The organism is Streptomyces sp. R21 (assembly GCF_041051975.1).
Taxonomy (GTDB): Bacteria; Actinomycetota; Actinomycetes; order Streptomycetales; family Streptomycetaceae; genus Streptomyces.
Window position 1 is genome coordinate 3,903,070 of the sequence record NZ_CP163435.1, and the last position, 21,005, is coordinate 3,924,074.

The window sequence follows — 21,005 nt, forward strand, 5'->3', positions numbered from 1 at the left end:
GCCCGGCGGTCTCAGGACTCGCCGCCCCGGCGGGCCAGCAGCCAGGGCTCGACCACGCCCAGGCCACGGACCGGGCGCTGCCACATCGGCTGGAGGGCGAAGCGGTAGGTGGGCGGTTCCTCGCCCTCCTTCTCCGCGGCGACCGCGGCCTCGGCGGCCTCCGCCTCGGAGACGGGGGCGTCGCCGGTGCGGACCAGTTCCTCCGCGAAGGCGCCGTCCACGAGGACGGCGTCGCGTGGCGCTATCGAGGTGAGCCGCGAGGCCAGGTTCACGGTCGTACCGAAGACATCGCCCATCCGGGTGGTGACCGTGCCGAAGGCGATGCCGACGCGCAGTTCCGGCATCGTCTCGTCGTTCGCCATCGTCTCGATCAGGCGCAGGGCGATCTCGGCGGCGACGCCCGCGTCATCGGCGGCGTACAGCACCTCGTCGCCGAGGGTCTTGATGAGCCGGCCTCCGTGGGCTGCCACCAGGTCCGCGGCCGTCGTCTCGAAGGCCTCGACGAGTTCGCCGAGCTCCTCCTCCTCCATACGGCGGGTCAGGCGCGTGAAGCCGACCAGGTCGGCGAAGCCGACGGCGAGGCGGCGGTCGACCATCTCCTCGTCGTCCGCGGCCTGCACGACGCGGCCGGTCGCTGCGGCGAGCTGGCGGCGCCAGACGTAGACGAGGAACTCCTCCAGCTCGGGCAGGAGCAGCTCGATCAGGGGGTACGTCACCTCGGTGCGGGTCATCCCCGGCTCCGGGGGCTCGGTCAGGCCCTCCAGGAAGGAGTCGATCTGCCACTCGGCCAGCCGGGCGGTGGTCTGGCCCGTGGAGCGCGCCACCTGGACGGCCATGGCCTCGCTGAGCAGGCCCGCCTCGACGAGACCGGCCAGGCGGCGCAGCGCCAGTACGTCCGCCTCCGTCAGCGCCTTGGCCTGGCCGATGTCCGCGAAGCCCATGGCCCGCCAGAAGCGGGAGGCCAGCTCCATCGAGACGCCCGCGCTGCGGGCGGCCTGGAAGGGGGTGTAGCGGCGCTCGGCGCCGAGGATGAGCTGTTCGAGGCGGAGGGCGAGGGGGTCCTCGCCGGAGTCCGGGTCGCCTGGGGTGTCCACGCGGTCGTGTGCGTCCATCCGGGGCTCGGTGTCGAGTCTGAGTGGCCGGGCCTGGGATTCCGTACGCCCGTTCGAGTCGACCCGGGCGGGTTGCGCACCCTTGCCGGAGCCCGTGTCGTCGACGGTCACGCCTGCTGCCCTTCCGATCTGCCGCGGTCAGGTATCGACCGCGGTCAACTCTACGGCAGGTGTGCTCTGGCTCACTCCCGTGCGGCGCGGGTGGGGGCGCGCGGGGGTTTTCTCGCCCCCTCCGCCCCTACCCTGCCCGTTGTCCTGGGGGCTGCGCCCCCTCTCCCCCTGCCATCGCGCTTGCGCGCTCGTCCTCAAACGCCGGACGGGCTAACTACCCGCAGGCCGCAGATGCACGATGTCCCCCGCCCCCACCGGCTCCTGCACCCCCTCCTCCGTGGCGAGGACCAGGCGGCCGTCGCCGTCGATCGCGACGGCCTCGCCGGTGATCGACCGGTCCCCGGGCAGCTCGGCCCGCACCACGCGGCCGAGGGTGGCGCACCCCGCCGCGTACGCCTCCTGGAGACCGCTGGCGGCGGGGTCGCCCCCGGCCTCGCGCCACCTGCCGTACCACTCCTCCAGGGAGCGCAGCACGGTCCGCAGGACGGTGTCGCGGTCCGTGGTCGTGGCGCCCGCCAGGGCGAGGGATCCGGCGGCGGGGACGGGCAGCTCGTCCTCGCGGAGGGTGACGTTGATGCCGATGCCGACGACGACCGCGTCGTCACCGGCGCGCTCGGCGAGGATGCCGCCGGCCTTGCGTTCCTCGCCGTTCACGGTGACGAGGAGGTCATTGGGCCACTTGAGTGCCGTGTCGACCCCCGCCGAGCGGGAGAGGCCGGCGGCGACGGCCACGCCGGTGAGCAGCGGCAGCCACCCCCAGCGCTGCACGGGGACCTCGGCGGGCTTCAACAGGACGGAGAAGAAGAGACCCGAGCGGGCGGGGGCGGTCCACTGGCGGTCCAGGCGCCCGCGCCCGGCGTTCTGCTCCTCCGCGACGAGGACGGCGCCCTCGGACGCCTTCCCCTCCGCGGCGAGGGCGACGAGGTCGGAGTTGGTGGAGCCGGTGCGCTCCACCACCTCGACGTCGCACCACAGGCCACCGTGCCCGCCGTCCCGCACCAGCGCCCTGCGCAGAGCGGCACCATTGAGGGGAGGACGGTCCAGGTCGGACCACCGGTTGCCGTTGGGCTTGTCGTTCGCGTCTGAGGCATCTCGCGGCGTCATGCAACCCACCCTAGGTGTGGTAAACGCCGCACTGCCGATGGGTAGGCACCGCACTACGCTACGGATGAGTAACCGTCCCCCCTTCTGAGCACGTCACCCTCACGTCCCCTTTGAGCAGGCAGGGAGCCGCATCCCGATGTCCGAGCCGGAAGACCCGCAGCAGATCGACATCCACACCACCGCGGGGAAGCTCGCGGATTTGCAGCGTCGCATCCAGGAGGCGACGCATGCCGGCTCGGAACGCGCTGTGGAAAAGCAGCACGCCAAGGGCAAGTTGACGGCCCGTGAGCGGATCGAGCTGCTGCTCGACGAGGAATCGTTCGTCGAGCTGGACGAGTTCGCACAGCACCGTTCGACCGACTTCGGCATGGAGAACAACCGCCCGTACGGGGACGGGGTCGTCACCGGGTACGGAACGGTGGACGGCCGCCCCGTCGCCGTCTTCTCCCAGGACTTCACCGTCTTCGGCGGCGCCCTGGGCGAGGTCTTCGGCCAGAAGATCATGAAGGTGATGGACTTCGCCCTGAAGACGGGCTGTCCGGTCATCGGCATCAACGACTCCGGCGGCGCCCGCATCCAGGAGGGTGTGAGCGCGCTCGGCATGTACGGCGAGATCTTCCGCCGCAACACCCACGCGAGCGGTGTCATCCCGCAGATCTCGCTGGTCGTCGGCCCGTGTGCCGGTGGCGCGGTGTACTCCCCCGCCATCACCGACTTCACGGTCATGGTCGACCAGACCTCGCACATGTTCATCACCGGCCCGGACGTCATCAAGACGGTCACCGGAGAGGACGTCGGCTTCGAGGAACTGGGCGGCGCCCGCACGCACAACGCGGTCTCCGGCGTGGCCCACCACATGGCGGGTGACGAGAAGGACGCCATCGAGTACGTCAAGCAGCTGCTGTCGTACCTGCCGTCCAACAACCTCTCCGAGCCCCCGGTCTTCCCGGAGGAGGCGGACCTCGCCCTCACCGACGAGGACCGCGAGCTGGACACGATCGTGCCGGACAGCGCGAACCAGCCGTACGACATGCACACGGTGATCGAACACGTCCTGGACGACGCCGAGTTCTTCGAGACGCAGCCGCTGTTCGCGCCGAACATCCTCACCGGCTTCGGCCGGGTCGAGGGCCGCCCGGTGGGCATCGTCGCCAACCAGCCGATGCAGTTCGCGGGCTGCCTCGACATCGACGCGAGCGAGAAGGCCGCGCGTTTCGTGCGCACCTGCGACGCCTTCAACGTGCCCGTGCTGACCTTCGTGGACGTGCCCGGGTTCCTGCCCGGCGTCGACCAGGAGCACACCGGCATCATCCGCCGCGGCGCCAAGCTGATCTACGCCTACGCCGAGGCCACCGTCCCGCTGATCACGGTCATCACCCGCAAGGCCTTCGGCGGCGCCTACGACGTCATGGGCTCCAAGCACCTGGGCGCCGACCTCAACCTCGCCTGGCCGACCGCCCAGATCGCCGTCATGGGCGCACAGGGCGCGGTCAACATCCTGCACCGGCGCACCATCGCCGCCACCGCTCCCGAGGACCAGGAGGCCACCCGGGCCCGGCTGATCCAGGAGTACGAGGACACGCTGCTCAACCCGTACACGGCGGCCGAGCGCGGCTACATCGACGGCGTGATCATGCCGTCCGACACCCGCGCCCACGTCGTCCGCGGACTGCGTCAGCTGCGCACCAAGCGGGAATCACTGCCCCCGAAGAAGCACGGCAACATCCCCCTCTAAAGCCTCGGGAGAGATTGTGACGATCAAGGTCGTACGGGGCAATCCGACCCCGGAGGAGCTGGCCGCCGCACTGGCGGTGGTCCGGGCACGCGCCGCGGCGGCATCCGGCACGCCGTCCGGCGCGCCCCGCGAGCCGGACGCCTGGGCGAACCCGGCACGGCTGGCCCTGAGCCGGCTGCCCGCACCGGGCCCCGCCGCCTGGGGCCGCACGTACTGGCCCAGCTAGCGCTCAAGAAGACCGGCGAGGGCTTCGGCCATCACCTCGTACCCGGCGTCGTTCGGGTGCAGGTGGTCGCCGAAGTCGTACGCCGGGTGCAGCCGGTCCGGGTCCGCCGGGTCGGCCATGACGCGGTTCAGGTCCACCACCGCGTCGTACTCGCCCGAGCAGCGAATCCATTCGTCGACCTCGTGGCTCACCTTCGCCGCGTGCTCGCCCCAGTGGTCGGAGCCGCCGAAGGGGAGCAGGGTCGCGCCGACGACGTACAGGCCCCGCGCGCGAGCCCGGCGGATCAACTCCCGGTGGCCGGCGATGAGTTCCTCGGCCTCGACGACCGGGGCGGGCTTGTACGTGAGCTGTTCGTCGGTCTCGCTGAAGCCGATGTCGTTGAGGCCCTGGAGCACGACGAGTGTGCTCACGCCCTCGTGGTCGAGGACGTCGCGGGCGAGCCGGTGGACGCTCCTCTCGCCGTACCACGCCGAATCGTTGAGAAGCAGGTTGCCGCCGATCCCGGCGTTCAGCACGGGCCGTCCGGTGCGTTCGGCGAGCGCGTCGGACCAGCGCCGGTCGGCACCCGGGGTCGAGCCGAAGCCGTCGGTGATCGAGTCGCCGAGGAGCGCGATCCCGTCCCTGCGGCCCGCGGAGACCTCGACCGCGGAGAGGAAGTACCAGGACTCGGTGGTCGCGTCGAAGCCCTCGCCGCCGGTGTCCGCCAGGCGGTCGCCGGGACCGCGGTAGCTGGTCGTGAAGGCCTGGGCGTGGAAGGTCGCGGGGCCGGTGACGGCGTCGAGGTGCAGGGTGACGGTCACCGACTCCCCTGACTCCAGGGCGAGTCCGACCGCGTCGCTGACCGTGTGGCCGTACGCCGGGATCTCGACGGACGCGGCCCCCGCGAAGGTCAGCCGCCGTACCGAGCCGGGCTGCACGGCAGCGCCCGCCCCCGTCCGGGCGAGGCTCGCGCCCGCGACCCTCAGGGGTGAGGTGCCGTACGCATTGGAGAGCCGGACGCGGACGCGGTCGCCGCCCGCGCTCAGCCGGACGACCTGGCGCAGGGACTGCCGCCAGAAGCCCTCCTGCGACCAGTTGGGGGTGAAGCCCTCACTGGGGCGCTGGGGCGAGGCGGTCCAGGCGGTGGTGAACACGACGAAGGCCTCCATAAATGGTTCCACGGTTCCTTTAGTGGCACTCGAAAGGTAACAGAGGATCCCCCACTAAGGGAACCAGAGACCCATTACGCGAAGTTGAGTACGCGTACTCAGGCGCCGGAGGACGCTCGCCCGGACCATCGAAGGCATGCTGTGGTCCGACCCTGAGAACGAGCCGCCGAAGGAACTCCGCGACATGCAGGAGATGTTGCGGCGGCTCGGCATTCTCATGGCGCTGGCCATGGTGCTGGCGATGCTCGTCCTCGGCATCATGTGACCGCCGATACCCTGATCGCATGACTGATCAGCCGCGCCGCCGCCTTGTGCTCGCCTCCCAGTCCCCCGCCCGGCTCGGACTGCTGCGCCAGGCCGGGCTCGCCCCCGAGGTGATCGTCAGCGGGGTCGACGAGGACGCCGTGACCGCACCCACCCCCGCCGAACTCGCGCTAGCGCTGGCCGAGGCGAAGGCCTCCGTGGTCGCCGCGAAGCCGTCCGTCAAGGGCGCCCTGGTGATCGGCTGCGACTCGGTCCTGGACCTGGACGGCGAGGCGCTCGGCAAGCCCGCGGACGCCGAGGAGGCCACCGCGCGCTGGAAGTCGATGCGCGGGCGCGCCGGCACGCTGCAGACCGGGCACTGCGTGTGGGACACGACGACGGGGCGGCACGCCGCGGCGGTCGCGTCCACCGTGGTGCGCTTCGGCGAGCCCACCGACGCCGAGATCGCCGCGTACGTCGCGTCCGGCGAACCCCTTCACGTGGCCGGGGCGTTCACCCTCGACGGCCGCTCGGCGCCGTTCATCGACGGCATCGACGGAGACCACGGCAATGTCATCGGGATCTCGCTGCCGCTGGTGCGCCGACTGCTGGGCGAACTGGGCGTGGGGATCACGGAGTTGTGGGCGCCGCCGGAGAAGTGAGCCGGGGCGGGTCGAGGGCCGGTGGAGCCGATCAGGTCACCGAGGGCGCCGGAGGCGTGACGACGGGGGCTCCCCCGTTGTCACCATCGCTGCCCTTGCCGACGTCCCCCTGCGGGGCGTCGACGGGGCCCTCCCTGCGGTCGTACGTCATCAGAACCAGCAGGATCAGCGCCAGGACGACCATCATGACGGCGAACGCGCCCCAGCCCACCAGACCCACCGTCAGGGCGCCCAGCAGGGCGTGCACCACGGCGGCGCTGATCAGCAGAATCCGGCCGAAGCCGGAGGGTGCGCGGTTGCGCACGGCGACGAGCAGGGCAGCAAGGCCGCACAGCGCGAAGTAGAGGCCGAAGACCACGCCCGCGACCTTCGACGACGTCGACATCATGTCCGTGTCGAGGCCGGCCAGCGACATGTTCTGCCGGTCCACGACCACGCCGAGGAACCAGTTGACCAGGCCGATGCCGAGCGCCTCCACGAAGAGCACGATCGCGGTCACCCACGCGACAGGTCTGCGTGCCACCGTTCCCCACCCACACTTCCGGCTGCTGTTACCCCAAGTACGTTCGAGTAGTACCGAACGCTACTAACGGGTAAACCCGAGGACAAGGGTTCCGCGAAGGGCAAAGATTCGTTGGGCCATTCGTAGGGACTCCACAAAGAAACGGCGTGGGCCGCAGCACGCTCTCACAGAGACCTTGACCACACAGGGGGGCTAGGGTTCGGGGAAGGATTCCTGCGTACCGCGGTGCGACAAGGGATATCGCGGGTCGAGCGGGCCTCGAATCACGCTCCGTGTGGGCAAGCTCACCATTGGGGACGGGTCGAAAGGTCGTGTCGGCAGTCCCTAAACTCGGCTTGTTTCAAGGAGAGGGAGTCATCGTGCGCAAGGTGTTGATCGCCAACCGTGGCGAAATCGCTGTCCGCGTCGCTCGGGCCTGCCGTGACGCCGGGATCGCGAGCGTGGCCGTGTACGCGGAGCCGGACCGGGACGCGCTGCATGTCCGGGCGGCCGACGAGGCGTTCGCCCTGGGCGGTGACACCCCCGCCAGCAGCTACCTGGACATCGCCAAAGTGCTCCAGGCCGCCGCGGATTCCGGCGCGGATGCCATCCACCCGGGCTACGGCTTCCTCTCCGAGAACGCGGAGTTCGCGCAGGCGGTCCTGGACGCCGGCCTGATCTGGATCGGCCCGCCGCCGCAGGCCATCCGCGATCTCGGTGACAAGGTCGCCGCCCGGCACATCGCCCAGCGCGCCGGCGCCCCGCTGGTCGCCGGTACGCCGGACCCGGTCTCGGGCGCCGACGAGGTCGTCGCCTTCGCGCAGGAGCACGGGCTGCCGATCGCGATCAAGGCCGCCTTCGGCGGTGGCGGCCGCGGCCTGAAGGTCGCCCGCACCCTCGAAGAGGTTCCCGAGCTGTACGAGTCCGCGGTGCGCGAGGCCGTGGCGGCCTTCGGCCGGGGCGAGTGCTTCGTGGAGCGCTACCTCGACAAGCCCCGGCACGTGGAGACCCAGTGCCTGGCCGACAGCCACGGCAACGTGGTGGTCGTCTCCACCCGTGACTGCTCCCTCCAGCGCCGCCACCAGAAGCTGGTCGAGGAGGCCCCGGCGCCGTTCCTGTCGGACGCCCAGGTCGCGGAGCTGTACTCCTCGTCCAAGGCGATCCTGAAGGAAGCCGGCTACGTCGGCGCCGGCACCGTCGAGTTCCTCGTCGGCATGGACGGCACGATCTCCTTCCTGGAGGTCAACACCCGCCTCCAGGTCGAGCACCCGGTCACCGAGGAGGTCGCCGGCATCGACCTCGTACGCGAGATGTTCCGCATCGCCGACGGCGAGGAGCTCGGCTACGGCGACCCCGAACTGCGCGGCCACTCCTTCGAGTTCCGCATCAACGGCGAGGACCCGGGCCGCGGCTTCCTGCCCGCGCCGGGCACCGTCACGACCTTCGACGCGCCGTCCGGCCCCGGTGTCCGCCTGGACGCGGGCGTCGAGTCCGGCTCGGTCATCGGCCCGGCCTGGGACTCCCTGCTGGCCAAGCTGATCGTCACCGGCGCCACCCGCGAGCAGGCCCTGCAGCGCGCCGCCCGCGCCCTGGAGGAGTTCCAGGTGGAGGGCATGGCCACGGCCATCCCGTTCCACCGCGCGGTGGTCACCGACCCCGCCTTCGCTCCCGAACTCACCGGCTCCGCCGACCCGTTCACCGTGCACACGCGGTGGATCGAGACCGAGTTCGTCAACGAGATCAAGCCGTTCGCCGCCCCGGCCGACACCGAGGTCGAGGACGAGCCGGGCCGCGAGACCGTGGTCGTCGAGGTCGGCGGCAAGCGCCTGGAGGTCTCCCTCCCGGTCTCGCTGGGCATGTCGCTGGCGCGCACCGGCCTGGCCGCCGGTGCCAAGCCGAAGCGCCGGGCGGCGAAGAAGTCCGGCCCGGCCGCCTCCGGCGACACCCTCGCCTCCCCGATGCAGGGCACCATCGTCAAGGTCGCCGTCGAGGAGGGCCAGGAGGTCAAGGAGGGCGATCTGATCGTCGTCCTGGAGGCCATGAAGATGGAGCAGCCCCTCAACGCCCACCGCTCGGGCACCATCAAGGGCCTGACCGCCGAGGTCGGCGCGTCCCTCACCTCCGGCGCCCCCATCTGCGACATCAAGGACTGATCCTGATCCGTAGAGGGTCGTTGGCAGACGCAGAAGGTCGTCGGCACGACTCGTAGCGGGTCGTCGGTACGGCATCCCGGAGCGCTCGGTGGACTGGAACAGTCAGTCCGCCGGGCGCTTCGGCGTTCCCGGCCGACGGCACCGCCCCGCGGCGCGGGGAAGGTCGGCGGCGGCGCGGGTCGGGTCAGCGACGGCGCATGTCCGCCACGCGGGCGCGCTCCGACGGGGGCTGATCCCCGCCCAGGACGGTCGCGCTGCGCAGGCCGGGTCCCGCACCCGGCACTTGGCCGCGCCGCGGTCCGGGGAGAGGCACGTCCCGGCGCGGCTGACGCCCCGCCGGGACCGAATCGCCTCCTGAGCCCGATGAGGATCCGTTCGACGACGACCCGGCCACCGCGATCTGCACGCCCTGGTCCGCCAGGGCCTGCAACTCGGTGGCCGCGCGGTCGTCGTGCCCGGGCGGTTCGTCCGTCACCAGCCGGGTGATCACATCGGTCGGCACCGTCTGGAACATCGTGTCGGTGCCGAGCTTCGTGTGGTCGGCGAGGACGACGACCTCGGACGCGGCCTGCACGAGCGCACGGTCGACGGACGCCGACAGCATGTTGGACGTGGACAGCCCGCGCTCGGCGGTCAGACCGCTCCCGGAGAGGAAGGCCCTGGACACGCGCAGCCCCTGGAGGGACTGCTCGGCCCCGCTGCCCACGAGGGCGTAGTTGGAACCGCGCAGGGTGCCGCCGGTCATCACGACTTCCACACGGTTTGCATGGGCCAACGCCTGCGCCACCAAAAGGGAGTTGGTGACGACGGTCAGCCCGGGCACCCGTGCGAGCCGGCGTGCCAGCTCCTGCGTGGTGGTGCCCGCCCCGACCACGATGGCTTCGCCTTCTTCGACGAAGCTCGCGGCGAGATCGGCGATGGCCGTCTTCTCGGCGGTCGCGAGATGTGACTTCTGCGGAAAGCCGGACTCCCGCGTAAACCCGCCCGGCAATACCGCACCGCCATGTCGGCGGTCGAGGAGTCCTTCTGCCTCCAGTGCGCGCACGTCCCGCCGTACGGTCACTTCGGAGGTCTGGACGACGCGGGCGAGCTCACGGAGCGACACGGCCCCGTTCGCTCGCACCATTTCGAGGATCAATTGGCGACGTTCTGCAGCGAACACGAAACTGACAGTAACCCCAACGACCGTCTGCTTTCAGCACTATGCGCCGAATAACCGAAGTTGTTCGCATGGCCGAACCAGAAGTGGTATACGGGCCTAATCGCGGCGCCTATGCCGCACGAATGGGTGACAACTCCCCGTGACCAGCAAGGAGTTGCCTTTCGCCGTCAGCCCTCGCCCGTGGTCTTCCGGGTGTGCAACTGCCGGGCCACCTCCGCGATCGACCCCGACAGGGACGGGTACACGGTGAACGCGTTCGCGATCTGTTCGACCGTCAGATTGTTGTCGACCGCGATCGAGATGGGGTGGATCAGTTCCGAAGCGCGGGGCGACACGACCACTCCGCCGACGACGATCCCGGTGCCCGGACGGCAGAAGATCTTGACGAAGCCGTCCCGGATGCCCTGCATCTTGGCGCGCGGGTTGCGCAGCAGCGGCAGCTTGACGACGCGGGCGTCGATCTTGCCGCCGTCGACGTCGGCCTGCGAGTAGCCGACCGTCGCGATCTCGGGGTCGGTGAAGACGTTCGAGGAGACCGTCTTCAGGTTCAGCGGGGCCACCGCGTCGCCGAGGAAGTGGTACATGGCGATACGGCCCTGCATCGCGGCGACGGAGGCGAGGGCGAAGACGCCGGTCACGTCACCGGCGGCGTACACACCGGGGGCGGTGGTGCGGGAGACCTTGTCGGTCCAGATGTGACCCGAGTCGCGGACCTTCACGCCGGCCTCCTCCAGGCCCATCCCGCTGCTGTTCGGGATGGCGCCGACGGCCATCAGGCAGTGGGTGCCGGAGATGACGCGGCCGTCGGCGAGCGTGACCTCGACGCGGTCGCCCACCCGTTTGGCCGACTCGGCGCGGGAGCGGGCCATCACGTTCATGCCACGGCGGCGGAACACGTCCTCCAGGACGGCGGCGGCGTCGGGGTCCTCGCCCGGCAGCACGCGGTCGCGGGAGGAGACGAGGGTGACCTTGGAGCCGAGGGCCTGGTAGGCACCGGCGAACTCGGCGCCCGTGACACCGGAACCGACCACGATGAGCTCCTCGGGGAGTTCGTCGAGGTCGTAGACCTGGGTCCAGTTCAGGATGCGCTCGCCGTCGGGCTGCGCGTCGGGCAGCTCGCGCGGGTGGCCGCCGGTGGCGATGAGGACGGCGTCGGCGACGAGGGTCTCCTCGGTGCCGTCCGCGGTCCGCACGATCACCTTGCGCGAGCCGTCGATGGACTGCATGCCGTCGAGCCGCCCGCGGCCGCGCATGACCCGGGCGCCGGCCCGCGTCACGGAGGCGGTGATGTCGTGCGACTGGGCCAGTGCGAGGCGCTTCACACGGCGGTTGACCTTGCCCAGGTCGACACCGACCACCCGGGCCGCCTGCTCCAGGGGAGGTGTGTCGTCGGCCACGATGATGCCCAGCTCCTCGTACGAGGAGTCGAAGGTGGTCATCACCTCGGCCGTGGCGATCAGGGTCTTCGACGGCACGCAGTCGGTGAGCACCGACGCCCCGCCCAGACCGTCGCAGTCGACGACGGTCACCTCCGCGCCGAGTTGCGCTGCCACCAGGGCAGCTTCATATCCGCCGGGTCCGCCACCGATGATCACGATCCGAGTCACGTACTCCATTGTCCCGCACGCTTCAAGGTGCTTCCGCCCAGGGGGCTCCGAGTGTGCATTCGAGGCATTTCTGTTACGCGAGAGGCGGGCGTGTCGCTGCCGTACCCTCGACCCCATGTCGCTCTACGCCGCGTACGCCGGCAATCTCGACCCGCGGCTCATGACGCGCCGCGCTCCGCACTCGCCGCTGCGCGCCACGGGCTGGCTGAACGGCTGGCGGCTGACGTTCGGCGGCGAGCACATGGGCTGGGAGGGCGCGCTGGCGACGATCGTCGAGGCGCCCCGGTCCCAGGTCTTCGTGGCGCTGTACGACGTCGCCCCGCTGGACGAGGACTCCATGGACCGCTGGGAGGGCGTCGGCCTCGACATCTACCGCCGGATGCGCCTGCGGGTGCACACGCTGGAGGGCGAGGAGCCGGCGTGGGTGTACGTGCTGAACGGGTACGAGGGGGGACTGCCGTCGGCGCGGTATCTCGGGGAGATCGCCGACGCGGCGGAATCCGCGGGGGCACCCCACGACTATGTGATGGAACTGCGCAAGCGGCCCTGCTGAGGGCGGGACCAACGAGGACGCCGCGGGCGTCTCCCCGCCGCCCTGTGGCACAGGTTTCGTTGGAAACGACAAGACAACGATCGCAATCCCATCAGCTCTGTCATCTACGCGCGTAGGCCCGGACCGGCTACGCTCGTCCGCGTGAACGCATCTCTTCTTCCGGACGACATCCAGGGCGACCCGTACGCCGCCGCCGACGCCGCCGCCGCGCGTTTGCGCGAGCTCACCGGCGCCGAGACCCACGACGTCGCGCTCGTGATGGGCTCCGGCTGGGCACCGGCCGTGAACGCCCTTGGTACCCCCGAGGCCGAGTTCCAGGTCACCGAGCTGCCCGGCTTCCCGCCGCCGGCGGTCGAGGGGCACGGCGGCACGGTCCGCTCCTACCGGATCGGGGCCAAGCGGGCGCTGGTCTTCCTGGGCCGCACCCACTTCTACGAGGGCCGCGGGGTGGCTGCCGTCTCGCACGGCGTGCGGACCGCCGTCGCCGCGGGCGCCAAGACCATCGTGCTGACCAACGGCTGCGGCGGCCTGCGCGAGGGCATGCGTCCCGGCCAGCCGGTCCTGATCAGCGACCACATCAACCTCACCGCGACCTCGCCGATCGTGGGCGCGAACTTCGTGGACCTCACGGATCTGTACTCCCCGCGCCTGCGCGCCCTGTGCAAGGAGATCGACGAGACCCTCGAAGAGGGCGTCTACGCGCAGTTCCCCGGCCCGCACTACGAGACGCCGGCGGAGATCCGCATGGCCCGGGTCATCGGCGCGGATCTGGTCGGCATGTCGACGGTGCTCGAGGCGATCGCCGCGCGTGAGGCCGGCGCCGAGGTGCTGGGCATCTCCCTGGTGACCAACCTCGCCGCCGGCATGACGGGCGAGCCCCTCAACCATGAGGAGGTCCTGCAGGCCGGCCGCGACTCCGCCACCCGCATGGGCGCCCTGCTGACCCAGGTCCTCGACCGCCTTTAGTAATCGCGGGTAGTACATGCCCGTAGAACGCCGTAGTACGACGTAGAGCAAAGAGAGGTCGACCCGACGTGCAGGACGAACTCATCGCACGGGCCGAGGCGTGGCTGGCCGAGGACCCCGACGCGGAGACCCGTGAGGAACTCGGCAAGCTCATCGACGCCGAGGACGTCACCGAGCTCGCCGCGCGCTTCAGCGGCACTCTGCAGTTCGGCACCGCGGGCCTGCGCGGCGAGCTCGGCGCGGGTCCGATGCGCATGAACCGCGCGGTGGTCATCCGTGCCGCCGCGGGCCTCGCCGCATACCTCAAGGCGAAGGGGCAGAGCGGCGGTCTCGTCGTCATCGGCTTCGACGCCCGTCACAAGTCGGCGGACTTCGCCCGCGACACCGCGGCCGTCATGACGGGCGCGGGCCTCCGCGCCGCCGTACTGCCCCGCCCCCTCCCCACCCCCGTCCTCGCGTACGCCATAAGGCACCTCGGCGCGGTCGCGGGCGTGGAGGTCACCGCCAGCCACAACCCGCCCCGCGACAACGGCTACAAGGTCTACCTCGGCGACGGCTCCCAGATCGTGCCTCCCGCGGACGCGGAGATCGCCGCCGAGATCGACGCCATCCGGGCCCTCGCCGACGTGCCGCGCCCGGACGCCGGCTGGGAGACCCTCGACGAGGGCGTCCTGGACGCCTATCTGGCCCGCACGGACGCCGTCCTGTCCGCCGGGTCCCCGCACACCGCCCGGACCGTCTACACGGCCATGCACGGCGTCGGCAAGGACGTCCTCCTTGCCGCCTTCACGCGCGCCGGGTTCCCGGAGCCGGTCCTCGTCGCCGAGCAGGCCGAGCCCGACCCGGACTTCCCGACCGTCGCCTTCCCCAACCCGGAAGAGCCCGGCGCGATGGACCTCGCCTTCGCGAAGGCCCGCGAGACCGACCCCGACCTGATCGTCGCCAACGACCCGGACGCGGACCGCCTCGCGGTGGCCGTCAAGGACGGTGAGGACTGGCGGATGCTGCGCGGCGACGAGGTCGGCGCGCTGCTCGCCCAGCACCTGGTCGACCGCGGGGCGCGCGGCACGTTCGCCGAGTCGATCGTCTCCTCCTCGCTGCTCGGCCGGATCGCCGAGAAGGCCGGTCTCCCGTACGAGGAGACGCTGACGGGCTTCAAGTGGATCGCCCGCGTCGAGGGCCTGCGCTACGGCTACGAGGAGGCGCTCGGCTACTGCGTCGACCCCGAGGGCGTCCGCGACAAGGACGGCATCACCGCCGCCCTCCTCATCACCGAACTGGCCTCCGAGCTCAAGGAGCAGGGGCGCACGCTGCTCGACCTGCTCGACGACATCGCGGTCGCGCACGGGCTGCACGCCACCGACCAGCTGGCGGTGCGCGTGGAGGACCTCTCGGTCATCGCGAACGCCATGCGGCGCCTGCGCGAGCAACCGCCGACGCAGCTCGCCGGCCTGGCCATCACCAAGGCCGAGGACCTGACGCAGGGCACGGAGCTGCTCCCGCCGACGGACGGACTGCGCTACACGCTGGACGGCGCCCGCGTCATCGTCCGGCCGAGCGGCACCGAGCCGAAGCTGAAGTGCTACCTGGAGGTCGTCGTCCCGGTCGGCACCCGCGACAACCTCCCCGCGGCGCACGCGAAGGCCCGCGACCTGCTGACGACGATCAAGCGGGACCTGTCGGCGGCGGCCGGCATCTGACGGGGCAACCCCGGGGTGCCCCTTCCCAGGGGCACCCCATCGGGTGATTTCCGCCCGGCACTTGACGCAGCGCTCCCCTGCGCTGCCGGTCGGCCGAGGAACGGTGGTGCGGTAGCGCACCGCCGAGTCCCTGGAGCTGCCGCGTGTCCTCGACCGCTTCCCGGCCGACATCCGCCCCACCCCGGAAGCCGCCGGTTTCCCGGAAGCCCATGGGCGGACTCCTCCCCGGCAGCTTCCCGGGCACCCGCCGCCCAGGCTCCTCCCGCACCCCCGCGTCCGCCCTCCACACGCGCGTGCTCCGCGCCCTGCGCCGCGCGGCGCCCGCCCTCCTCGCCTACGCCGGCGTACGCCTCGTGGGCCTGCTCGTGCTCGCTCTCTGGGCGCACCGGCAGCACCACGGCGTGTGGCCGACGCTGGCGACGCAGTGGGACGCGCACTGGTATCTGGGGATCGCCGGTCACGGGTACTCGCGCGAGCTGGGTACCGCGTACGACGCGAACAACCTCGCCTTCTTCCCGCTCTACCCGGTCCTGGTGAAGGCGGTCGCGGCGGTGACGCCGGGCACGCGTGCGATGACGGGGCTGGTGATCGCGGTCGGCGCGTCGTTCGGCGCCGCCTGGGGGATCTTCTCGGTGGGCCACCGGCTGCACGGCCGCCGTGTGGGCGTGCTGCTCACCGTGCTGTGGGCGGCGCTGCCGGTCGGCCTGGTGCAGTGGATGGGCTACACGGAGTCGCTGTTCACGGCCTTCGCCGCCTGGTCGCTGTACGCGGTGCTCACCCGCCGCTGGCTGTGGGCGGCCTCGCTGGCGGCGCTGGCGGGGCTGACCCGGCCGACGGGTATCGCCGTGGCGGCCGCGGTCACCGTGACCGCCCTGCTCGCGCTGCGCCGCCGCTTCTCGGCCCGCGTCCTCGCGGCCGCCTGCCTCGCCCCGGCGGGCTGGCTCGCGTACGTCGGCTGGGTGGGGCTGCGGCTGGGCCGCTGGGACGGCTACTTCGCCGTACAGCGGCTGTGGCACAACGAGTGGGACGGCGGCGCGGAGACCCTGCGGCGGATGCGCGAGTACCTGGCGTACGACTCCACGCCCGAGCTGTTCCTGGTGATGGTCACCGGCACGCTGCTCGCCTCGGTCGCGCTGCTCGCCCTCGCCGCCTGGGACCGCCAGCCGGGGCCCCTGCTGATCTTCGCGGGTGTCCTGCTGCTGATCGTCCTGGGCAGCGGCGGCGTCTACTTCCCGCGCGCCCGCTTCCTCCTCCCCGCCTTCCCGCTCCTCCTCCCGCTGGCCCGGCACCTGTCCCGCGCCTCGGCCCGCTACGTCACGCTCACGCTGACGGCGGCGGTGCTGGGGTCGGCGTACTGCGGCGCGTACATGATGCTGGTGTGGCCGAGCGCGCCCTGAGGAGCACTTTCAGGGCGCCGGAGAAGCGAACCCGTCAGCCCACGGCCAGCAGGATCGCCAGCAGTACCGCGCCCGCGGCCGCGGGCCCCATGATCTCGTACGCCCAGCGCACGCTCGGCTCGCCCTGGGCGCTCTCCGCCTTGCCGCGGGTCTCGGCCAGCTCGCGCAGGTCGTCCATGATCTGGTCGGTCTGGGCGCGGCTGGGCCGGGTCGCCAGCGCGGTCGTGCCGTCGCCGGTGTCGGCGGCGGCCCCGCGCGCCTGCCGCCGGGCCGCGCTCTTGCGGGCGCGCAGCGAGACGGGCACGGCCCACAGCTGGTACTTGGCGCCGGAGGCGGTCACGGCCTCGTTGGAGTAGCCGGACCGCAGCGAGACGACCGAGCCCCAGGGCAGGACGACGACGCGGAACGGGTTGCGGATGCGCATCCGGTCCTCGTTCGCGAAGACGGCGGGGCGCAGCGTGAAGGCGGACACCAGCGGCACGAGGAGGATCAGCGCGGCGAGCGCGAGCCAGGGTGTGCGGCCATGGCCCTGGATCAGGGCGTCGATGCCGAGCCAGCCCGCGATGCCGAGCAGCAGGACGCCGCCCGCGATACCGGAGGGCGACCGGTAGGTCCGGTCCTTCGACTCGGGTCGCGAGGCGTCCGGTGGGGGAGACTGGTGGTCCGGGGTCGTCATGGCCCCGATTCTGCCCGACGAAGCGCACGGCGCTCATCCGCGGTGGCTGCTCGCACGATGAGCACCCCGGGGTGTACAGCAGCTACGCGCGTAGATATGCTCGGCTGGTGACCATGCCCACCTCTGCACACGCTGCTCATACGCTCACGGACGTGACCGCGTCCGACAGCACGCTGCGCCGCTTCCTTCACGGGCTGCCCGGCGTCGACGCGGTCGGCCTGGAGGCGCGCGCCGCCTCACTCGGCACCCGATCCATCAAGACGACCGCGAAGGCGTACGCCATCGACCTCGCCATCTCGATGGTCGACCTGACGACGCTGGAAGGCGCGGACACCCCGGGCAAGGTCCGGGCGCTCGGCGCCAAGGCGGTCCGCCCCGACCCGACCGACCGCACGACGCCCAGCACGGCCGCGGTCTGCGTCTATCCCGACATGGTGGCGACCGCGAAGTCGGCCGTCGCCGGTTCCGGCGTGAAGGTCGCCTCCGTCGCCACCGCCTTCCCGGCGGGCCGCGCCGCGCTCGACGTGAAGCTGGCCGACGTGCGCGACGCGATCGCCGCGGGTGCCGACGAGATCGACATGGTCATCGACCGCGGGGCGTTCCTCTCGGGCCACTATCTGAAGGTGTACGACGAGATCGTCGCCGTGAAGGAGACCTGCGGGACGAGCGCCCGGCTGAAGGTCATCTTCGAGACCGGCGAGCTGTCGACGTACGACAACATCCGTCGGGCCTCCTGGCTCGGCATGCTGGCCGGCGCCGACTTCATCAAGACCTCCACGGGCAAGGTCGCGGTCAACGCGACGCCCGCGAACACGCTCCTGATGCTGGAGGCGGTGCGTGACTTCCGCGCCCAGACCGGGGTACAGGTCGGCGTGAAGCCCGCCGGCGGCATCCGCACCACCAAGGACGCGATCAAGTTCCTGGTCCTGGTGAACGAGACGGCGGGCGCGGACTGGCTGGACAACCACTGGTTCCGCTTCGGCGCCTCCTCGCTCCTGAACGACCTGCTGATGCAGCGTCAGAAGCTGGCCACCGGCCGCTACTCCGGCCCCGACTATGTGACGGTGGACTGATCACCATGGCATCCGTATTCGAGTACGCACCGGCGCCCGAGTCCCGCTCCGTCGTCGACATCGCCCCCTCCTACGGGCTGTTCATCGACGGCGAGTTCGTGGAGGCGGCCGACGGCCGCGTCTTCAAGACGGTCTCCCCCTCCTCCGAGGAGGTCCTCTCCGAGATCGCCCAGGCGGGCGAGGCGGACGTCGACCGCGCGGTGAAGGCCGCCCGCAGGGCGTTCCAGAAGTGGTCGGCGCTGCCCGGCTCCGAGCGCGCCAAGTACCTCTTCCGTATCGCGCGGATCATCCAGGAGCGCAGCCGCGAACTGGCCGTCCTGGAGACCCTGGACAACGGCAAGCCCATCAAGGAGACACGCGACGCCGACCTCCCCCTGGTCGCCGCGCACTTCTTCTACTACGCGGGCTGGGCCGACAAGCTCGACCACGCCGGGTTCGGCGCGAACCCGCGCCCGCTGGGTGTCGCGGGCCAGGTCATCCCCTGGAACTTCCCGCTGCTGATGCTGGCGTGGAAGATCGCCCCCGCGCTGGCCACCGGCAACACGGTGGTCCTGAAGCCCGCCGAGACGACCCCTCTCTCGGCTCTCTTCTTCGCGGACATCTGCCGCCAGGCGGGCCTGCCCAAGGGCGTCGTCAACATCCTTCCCGGGTACGGCGACACGGGCGCGGCCCTCGTCGAGCACCCGGACGTGAACAAGGTGGCCTTCACCGGTTCCACCGCCGTCGGCAAGGCGATCGCCCGCCAGGTCGCGGGCTCGCACAAGAAGGTCACGCTCGAACTGGGCGGCAAGGGCGCGAACATCGTCTTCGACGACGCCCCGATCGACCAGGCCGTCGAGGGCATCGTCCAGGGCATCTTCTTCAACCAGGGCCAGGTCTGCTGCGCGGGCTCCCGCCTGCTGGTCCAGGAGTCGATCCACGACGAGCTCCTCGACAGCCTGAAGCGCCGGCTCTCGACGCTGCGCCTCGGCGACCCGCTCGACAAGAACACGGACATCGGCGCGATCAACTCGCAGGAGCAGCTGTCCCGCATCACCTCGCTCGTCGAGCAGGGCGAGGCCGAGGGCGCCGAGCGCTGGTCCCCGGAGTGCGAACTCCCGTCCGCCGGCTACTGGTTCGCCCCGACGCTCTTCACGAACGTCACCCAGGCGCACACCGTCGCCCGCGACGAGATCTTCGGCCCGGTGCTGTCCGTTCTCACGTTCCGCACCCCGGACGAGGCGGTCGCCAAGGCCAACAACTCCGCGTACGGCCTCTCGGCGGGCATCTGGACCGAGAAGGGCTCCCGCATCCTCGCCGTCGCGAACAAGCTCCGCGCGGGCGTCATCTGGTCCAACACGTTCAACAAGTTCGACCCGACCTCGCCGTTCGGCGGGTACAAGGAGTCGGGCTTCGGCCGCGAGGGCGGTCGCCACGGCCTGGAGGCGTACCTCGATGTCTGAGAAGCCCAAGAACACCGAGAAGTCCGAGCAGCAGCGTCTCGGCGTGTTCAAGACCTACAAGCTGTACGTCGGCGGGAAGTTCCCGCGTTCGGAGAGCGGCCGGGTGTACGAGGTGACCGACTCCAAGAACAACTGGCTGGCGAACGCGCCCCTTTCGTCCCGCAAGGACGCCCGTGACGCGGTCGTCGCCGCCCGCAAGGCGTTCGGCGGCTGGTCCGGCGCGACGGCGTACAACCGCGGCCAGATCCTCTACCGCATCGCCGAGATGCTGGAGGGCCGGAGGGACCAGTTCGTGCGCGAGGTCGCGGACGCCGAGGGCCTGTCGAAGGCGAAGGCGGCCACGGTCGTGGACGCGGCGATCGACCGCTGGGTCTGGTACGCGGGCTGGACCGACAAGATCGCCCAGGTGGTGGGCGGCGCGAACCCGGTCGCGGGCCCGTATTTCAACCTCTCCTCCCCCGAGCCGACGGGTGTCGTCACCGTCCTCGCCCCCCAGGAGTCGTCCTTCCTGGGCCTGGTCTCGGTGATCGCCCCGGTGATCGCGACCGGCAACACGGTGATCGTGATCGCGTCCGAGAAGTCCCCGCTCCCCGCCCTGTCCCTGGGCGAGGTGCTCGCCACCTCCGACCTCCCGGGCGGTGTCGTCAACATCCTGTCCGGCCGTACGGCGGAGATCGCGGCGCCGCTGGCCGCGCACCAGGACGTCAACGCGATCGACCTCGCCGGCGCCGGCACCGACGATGGCCTGGCGAAGGAGCTGGAGATCGCGGCGGCGGACAACCTGAAGCGCGTTCTTCGTCCACAGCCTGTGGATTATTCGGCGGCTCCGGGCATCGATCGCCTGACGGCCTTCCTGGAGACCAAGACGGTCTGGCACCCGACGGGTTCGCTGGGCGCGTCCGGCTCCGCCTACTGAGGACCGCCAGGGACCAGAGAGCCGCGCCTCCCCTCCGTCCGGGGGAAGCGCGGCTCTCTTCCGCGATCCCGGTTCAGCGCAGGCCCTCGACCGCCTGGCCGACCAGGGGGATGCTGCCGATCGACGGCGCCTGCGCCAGCGGCCCGGTCAGCGCCTGCGAGGTCAGGGGCTTGAAGTCGGCGAGCTGGGTGCCGACTCCGTTGTCGAGCGGGTCGACCCCCGTGCCCGCCAGCGGGTTGGGCTTGAGACCGGCGACCGGCCCGGTGACGTACCCGACCGTTCCGGTGAGCGCCCCGAGCCCCGCCTGCGGGTCGATGTTGCCGATCGAGGTGGGCCGGGTGCGCATGGCGTCGACGATCGGGGCGGTGTCCGCCGCGGCCGTGGCCGCACCCGCCCCCAGTGCCGCGCCCGCGGTCGCGAGGGCGACCAGAGCACGCTGGGCGGTCGGGTGGTGGAGGGGGGCGTGTCGTGCCATGGCTGCTGCCACCTTCTACTGCTGAGAGTAATCGGGTCGACA

The 21,005-nt window shown here is 71.3% G+C and carries 20 protein-coding genes; 12 read left to right on the top strand and 8 right to left on the bottom strand.

Going from position 1 to position 21,005, the window contains the following annotated elements:
• Nucleotides 1–11 precede the first annotated feature (11 nt).
• Together AB5J56_RS17380 and AB5J56_RS17385 are read right to left on the bottom strand one after the other, a co-directional pair.
• Nucleotides 12–1,112 (bottom strand): adenylate/guanylate cyclase domain-containing protein, encoded by a 1,101-nt coding sequence (locus AB5J56_RS17380; RefSeq protein ID WP_369242605.1) that lies wholly within the window; start codon nucleotides 1,110–1,112, stop codon nucleotides 12–14.
• A 321-nt stretch (nucleotides 1,113–1,433) separates the two neighbouring features.
• The gene (locus tag AB5J56_RS17385; protein ID WP_369233651.1) at nucleotides 1,434–2,327 is read right to left on the bottom strand and encodes a biotin--[acetyl-CoA-carboxylase] ligase; all 894 of its coding nucleotides are present in this window, start codon (nucleotides 2,325–2,327) and stop codon (nucleotides 1,434–1,436) included.
• A gap of 136 nt (nucleotides 2,328–2,463) precedes the next feature.
• On the opposite strand from AB5J56_RS17385, the gene AB5J56_RS17390 reads away from it, so the two are divergent.
• On the top strand, nucleotides 2,464–4,062 hold the full coding sequence (locus AB5J56_RS17390) for an acyl-CoA carboxylase subunit beta (protein WP_369233652.1): 1,599 nt from the start codon (nucleotides 2,464–2,466) through the stop codon (nucleotides 4,060–4,062).
• Nucleotides 4,063–4,078: 16 nt separating this feature from the next.
• Complete coding sequence (locus tag AB5J56_RS17395) at nucleotides 4,079–4,288, top strand: acyl-CoA carboxylase epsilon subunit (RefSeq protein ID WP_369233653.1); 210 nt, start codon at nucleotides 4,079–4,081, stop codon at nucleotides 4,286–4,288.
• Here AB5J56_RS17395 and AB5J56_RS17400 read toward each other — a convergent pair.
• Nucleotides 4,285–5,436 (bottom strand): SGNH/GDSL hydrolase family protein, encoded by a 1,152-nt coding sequence (locus AB5J56_RS17400; RefSeq protein ID WP_369233654.1) that lies wholly within the window; start codon nucleotides 5,434–5,436, stop codon nucleotides 4,285–4,287. The two genes, AB5J56_RS17395 and AB5J56_RS17400, sit on opposite strands and share 4 nt — an antisense overlap.
• Nucleotides 5,437–5,572: 136 nt before the next feature.
• On the opposite strand from AB5J56_RS17400, the gene mmpB reads away from it, so the two are divergent.
• Both mmpB and AB5J56_RS17410 read left to right on the top strand, forming a co-directional pair.
• On the top strand, nucleotides 5,573–5,701 hold the full coding sequence (gene mmpB / locus AB5J56_RS17405; protein WP_369233655.1) for a morphogenic membrane protein MmpB: 129 nt from the start codon (nucleotides 5,573–5,575) through the stop codon (nucleotides 5,699–5,701).
• Between the two features lie 19 nt (nucleotides 5,702–5,720).
• Nucleotides 5,721–6,341 carry a nucleoside triphosphate pyrophosphatase gene (locus tag AB5J56_RS17410; RefSeq protein ID WP_369233656.1) on the top strand — a complete coding sequence of 207 codons (621 nt, stop codon included), beginning with the start codon at nucleotides 5,721–5,723 and terminating at the stop codon, nucleotides 6,339–6,341.
• A gap of 31 nt (nucleotides 6,342–6,372) precedes the next feature.
• Here AB5J56_RS17410 and AB5J56_RS17415 read toward each other — a convergent pair whose 3' ends face one another.
• Complete coding sequence (locus AB5J56_RS17415; protein ID WP_369233657.1) at nucleotides 6,373–6,864, bottom strand: hypothetical protein; 492 nt, start codon at nucleotides 6,862–6,864, stop codon at nucleotides 6,373–6,375.
• A gap of 359 nt (nucleotides 6,865–7,223) precedes the next feature.
• On the opposite strand from AB5J56_RS17415, the gene AB5J56_RS17420 reads away from it, so the two are divergent.
• Nucleotides 7,224–8,996 (top strand): biotin carboxylase N-terminal domain-containing protein, encoded by a 1,773-nt coding sequence (locus tag AB5J56_RS17420; RefSeq protein WP_369233658.1) that lies wholly within the window; start codon nucleotides 7,224–7,226, stop codon nucleotides 8,994–8,996.
• Nucleotides 8,997–9,180: 184 nt separating this feature from the next.
• On the opposite strand, the gene AB5J56_RS17425 is transcribed toward AB5J56_RS17420, so the two are convergent.
• Entirely contained in the window at nucleotides 9,181–10,158 is a 978-nt protein-coding gene (locus AB5J56_RS17425) for a DeoR/GlpR family DNA-binding transcription regulator (protein ID WP_369233659.1), read from the bottom strand.
• Between the two features lie 167 nt (nucleotides 10,159–10,325).
• Nucleotides 10,326–11,774 (bottom strand): NAD(P)H-quinone dehydrogenase, encoded by a 1,449-nt coding sequence (locus AB5J56_RS17430; protein WP_369233660.1) that lies wholly within the window; start codon nucleotides 11,772–11,774, stop codon nucleotides 10,326–10,328.
• A gap of 106 nt (nucleotides 11,775–11,880) precedes the next feature.
• On the opposite strand from AB5J56_RS17430, the gene AB5J56_RS17435 reads away from it, so the two are divergent.
• The 4 genes from AB5J56_RS17435 to AB5J56_RS17450 all read left to right on the top strand — a co-directional run bounded on the left by AB5J56_RS17435 (nucleotide 11,881) and on the right by AB5J56_RS17450 (nucleotide 16,381).
• Nucleotides 11,881–12,318: a gamma-glutamylcyclotransferase gene (locus tag AB5J56_RS17435; protein WP_369233661.1), complete on the top strand. Its 438-nt coding sequence runs from the start codon at nucleotides 11,881–11,883 to the stop codon at nucleotides 12,316–12,318.
• Nucleotides 12,319–12,459: 141 nt separating this feature from the next.
• Nucleotides 12,460–13,284, top strand: coding sequence for a purine-nucleoside phosphorylase (locus tag AB5J56_RS17440; RefSeq protein ID WP_369233662.1), 825 nt, complete (start codon nucleotides 12,460–12,462; stop codon nucleotides 13,282–13,284).
• A gap of 68 nt (nucleotides 13,285–13,352) precedes the next feature.
• Nucleotides 13,353–14,984, top strand: a complete 1,632-nt coding sequence (locus AB5J56_RS17445) for a phospho-sugar mutase (protein WP_369233663.1) — start codon at nucleotides 13,353–13,355, stop codon at nucleotides 14,982–14,984.
• A gap of 209 nt (nucleotides 14,985–15,193) precedes the next feature.
• A complete protein-coding gene (locus AB5J56_RS17450) occupies nucleotides 15,194–16,381 on the top strand; it encodes a hypothetical protein (protein WP_369233664.1) in 1,188 nt (395 codons plus the stop codon).
• A gap of 34 nt (nucleotides 16,382–16,415) precedes the next feature.
• Here AB5J56_RS17450 and AB5J56_RS17455 read toward each other — a convergent pair whose 3' ends face one another.
• Entirely contained in the window at nucleotides 16,416–17,057 is a 642-nt protein-coding gene (locus AB5J56_RS17455) for a PH domain-containing protein (protein WP_369233665.1), read from the bottom strand.
• 113 nt (nucleotides 17,058–17,170) lie between these two features.
• Here AB5J56_RS17455 and deoC point away from each other — a divergent pair, with 113 nt between their 5' ends.
• Genes deoC through AB5J56_RS17470 form a run of 3 tightly spaced genes read left to right on the top strand, consistent with a single transcriptional unit; the run spans nucleotide 17,171 to nucleotide 20,488 of the window.
• Nucleotides 17,171–18,130 (top strand): deoxyribose-phosphate aldolase, encoded by a 960-nt coding sequence (gene deoC, locus AB5J56_RS17460; RefSeq protein ID WP_369233666.1) that lies wholly within the window; start codon nucleotides 17,171–17,173, stop codon nucleotides 18,128–18,130.
• A 5-nt stretch (nucleotides 18,131–18,135) separates the two neighbouring features.
• Complete coding sequence (locus AB5J56_RS17465) at nucleotides 18,136–19,572, top strand: aldehyde dehydrogenase family protein (RefSeq protein WP_369233667.1); 1,437 nt, start codon at nucleotides 18,136–18,138, stop codon at nucleotides 19,570–19,572.
• Nucleotides 19,565–20,488 carry an aldehyde dehydrogenase family protein gene (locus AB5J56_RS17470; protein WP_369233668.1) on the top strand — a complete coding sequence of 308 codons (924 nt, stop codon included), beginning with the start codon at nucleotides 19,565–19,567 and terminating at the stop codon, nucleotides 20,486–20,488. Before AB5J56_RS17465 ends, AB5J56_RS17470 begins: the two co-directional genes overlap by 8 nt.
• A 73-nt stretch (nucleotides 20,489–20,561) precedes the next feature.
• Here AB5J56_RS17470 and AB5J56_RS17475 read toward each other — a convergent pair whose 3' ends face one another.
• The gene (locus AB5J56_RS17475) at nucleotides 20,562–20,963 is read right to left on the bottom strand and encodes a hypothetical protein (RefSeq protein WP_369233669.1); all 402 of its coding nucleotides are present in this window, start codon (nucleotides 20,961–20,963) and stop codon (nucleotides 20,562–20,564) included.
• Nucleotides 20,964–21,005: the final 42 nt, after the last annotated feature.

Coding starts and splice junctions, on each gene's coding strand:
- AB5J56_RS17455 (WP_369233665.1), bottom strand. CDS start 17,057: ATGACGACCCCGGACCACCAGTCTCCCCCACCGGACGCCTCGCGACCC.
- mmpB (WP_369233655.1), top strand. CDS start 5,573: ATGCTGTGGTCCGACCCTGAGAACGAGCCGCCGAAGGAACTCCGCGAC.
- AB5J56_RS17475 (WP_369233669.1), bottom strand. CDS start 20,963: ATGGCACGACACGCCCCCCTCCACCACCCGACCGCCCAGCGTGCTCTG.
- AB5J56_RS17410 (WP_369233656.1), top strand. CDS start 5,721: ATGACTGATCAGCCGCGCCGCCGCCTTGTGCTCGCCTCCCAGTCCCCC.
- AB5J56_RS17380 (WP_369242605.1), bottom strand. CDS start 1,112: ATGGACGCACACGACCGCGTGGACACCCCAGGCGACCCGGACTCCGGC.
- AB5J56_RS17450 (WP_369233664.1), top strand. CDS start 15,194: ATGGGCGGACTCCTCCCCGGCAGCTTCCCGGGCACCCGCCGCCCAGGC.
- AB5J56_RS17435 (WP_369233661.1), top strand. CDS start 11,881: ATGTCGCTCTACGCCGCGTACGCCGGCAATCTCGACCCGCGGCTCATG.
- AB5J56_RS17430 (WP_369233660.1), bottom strand. CDS start 11,774: ATGGAGTACGTGACTCGGATCGTGATCATCGGTGGCGGACCCGGCGGA.
- AB5J56_RS17400 (WP_369233654.1), bottom strand. CDS start 5,436: ATGGAGGCCTTCGTCGTGTTCACCACCGCCTGGACCGCCTCGCCCCAG.
- deoC (WP_369233666.1), top strand. CDS start 17,171: ATGCCCACCTCTGCACACGCTGCTCATACGCTCACGGACGTGACCGCG.
- AB5J56_RS17390 (WP_369233652.1), top strand. CDS start 2,464: ATGTCCGAGCCGGAAGACCCGCAGCAGATCGACATCCACACCACCGCG.
- AB5J56_RS17465 (WP_369233667.1), top strand. CDS start 18,136: ATGGCATCCGTATTCGAGTACGCACCGGCGCCCGAGTCCCGCTCCGTC.
- AB5J56_RS17385 (WP_369233651.1), bottom strand. CDS start 2,327: ATGACGCCGCGAGATGCCTCAGACGCGAACGACAAGCCCAACGGCAAC.
- AB5J56_RS17470 (WP_369233668.1), top strand. CDS start 19,565: ATGTCTGAGAAGCCCAAGAACACCGAGAAGTCCGAGCAGCAGCGTCTC.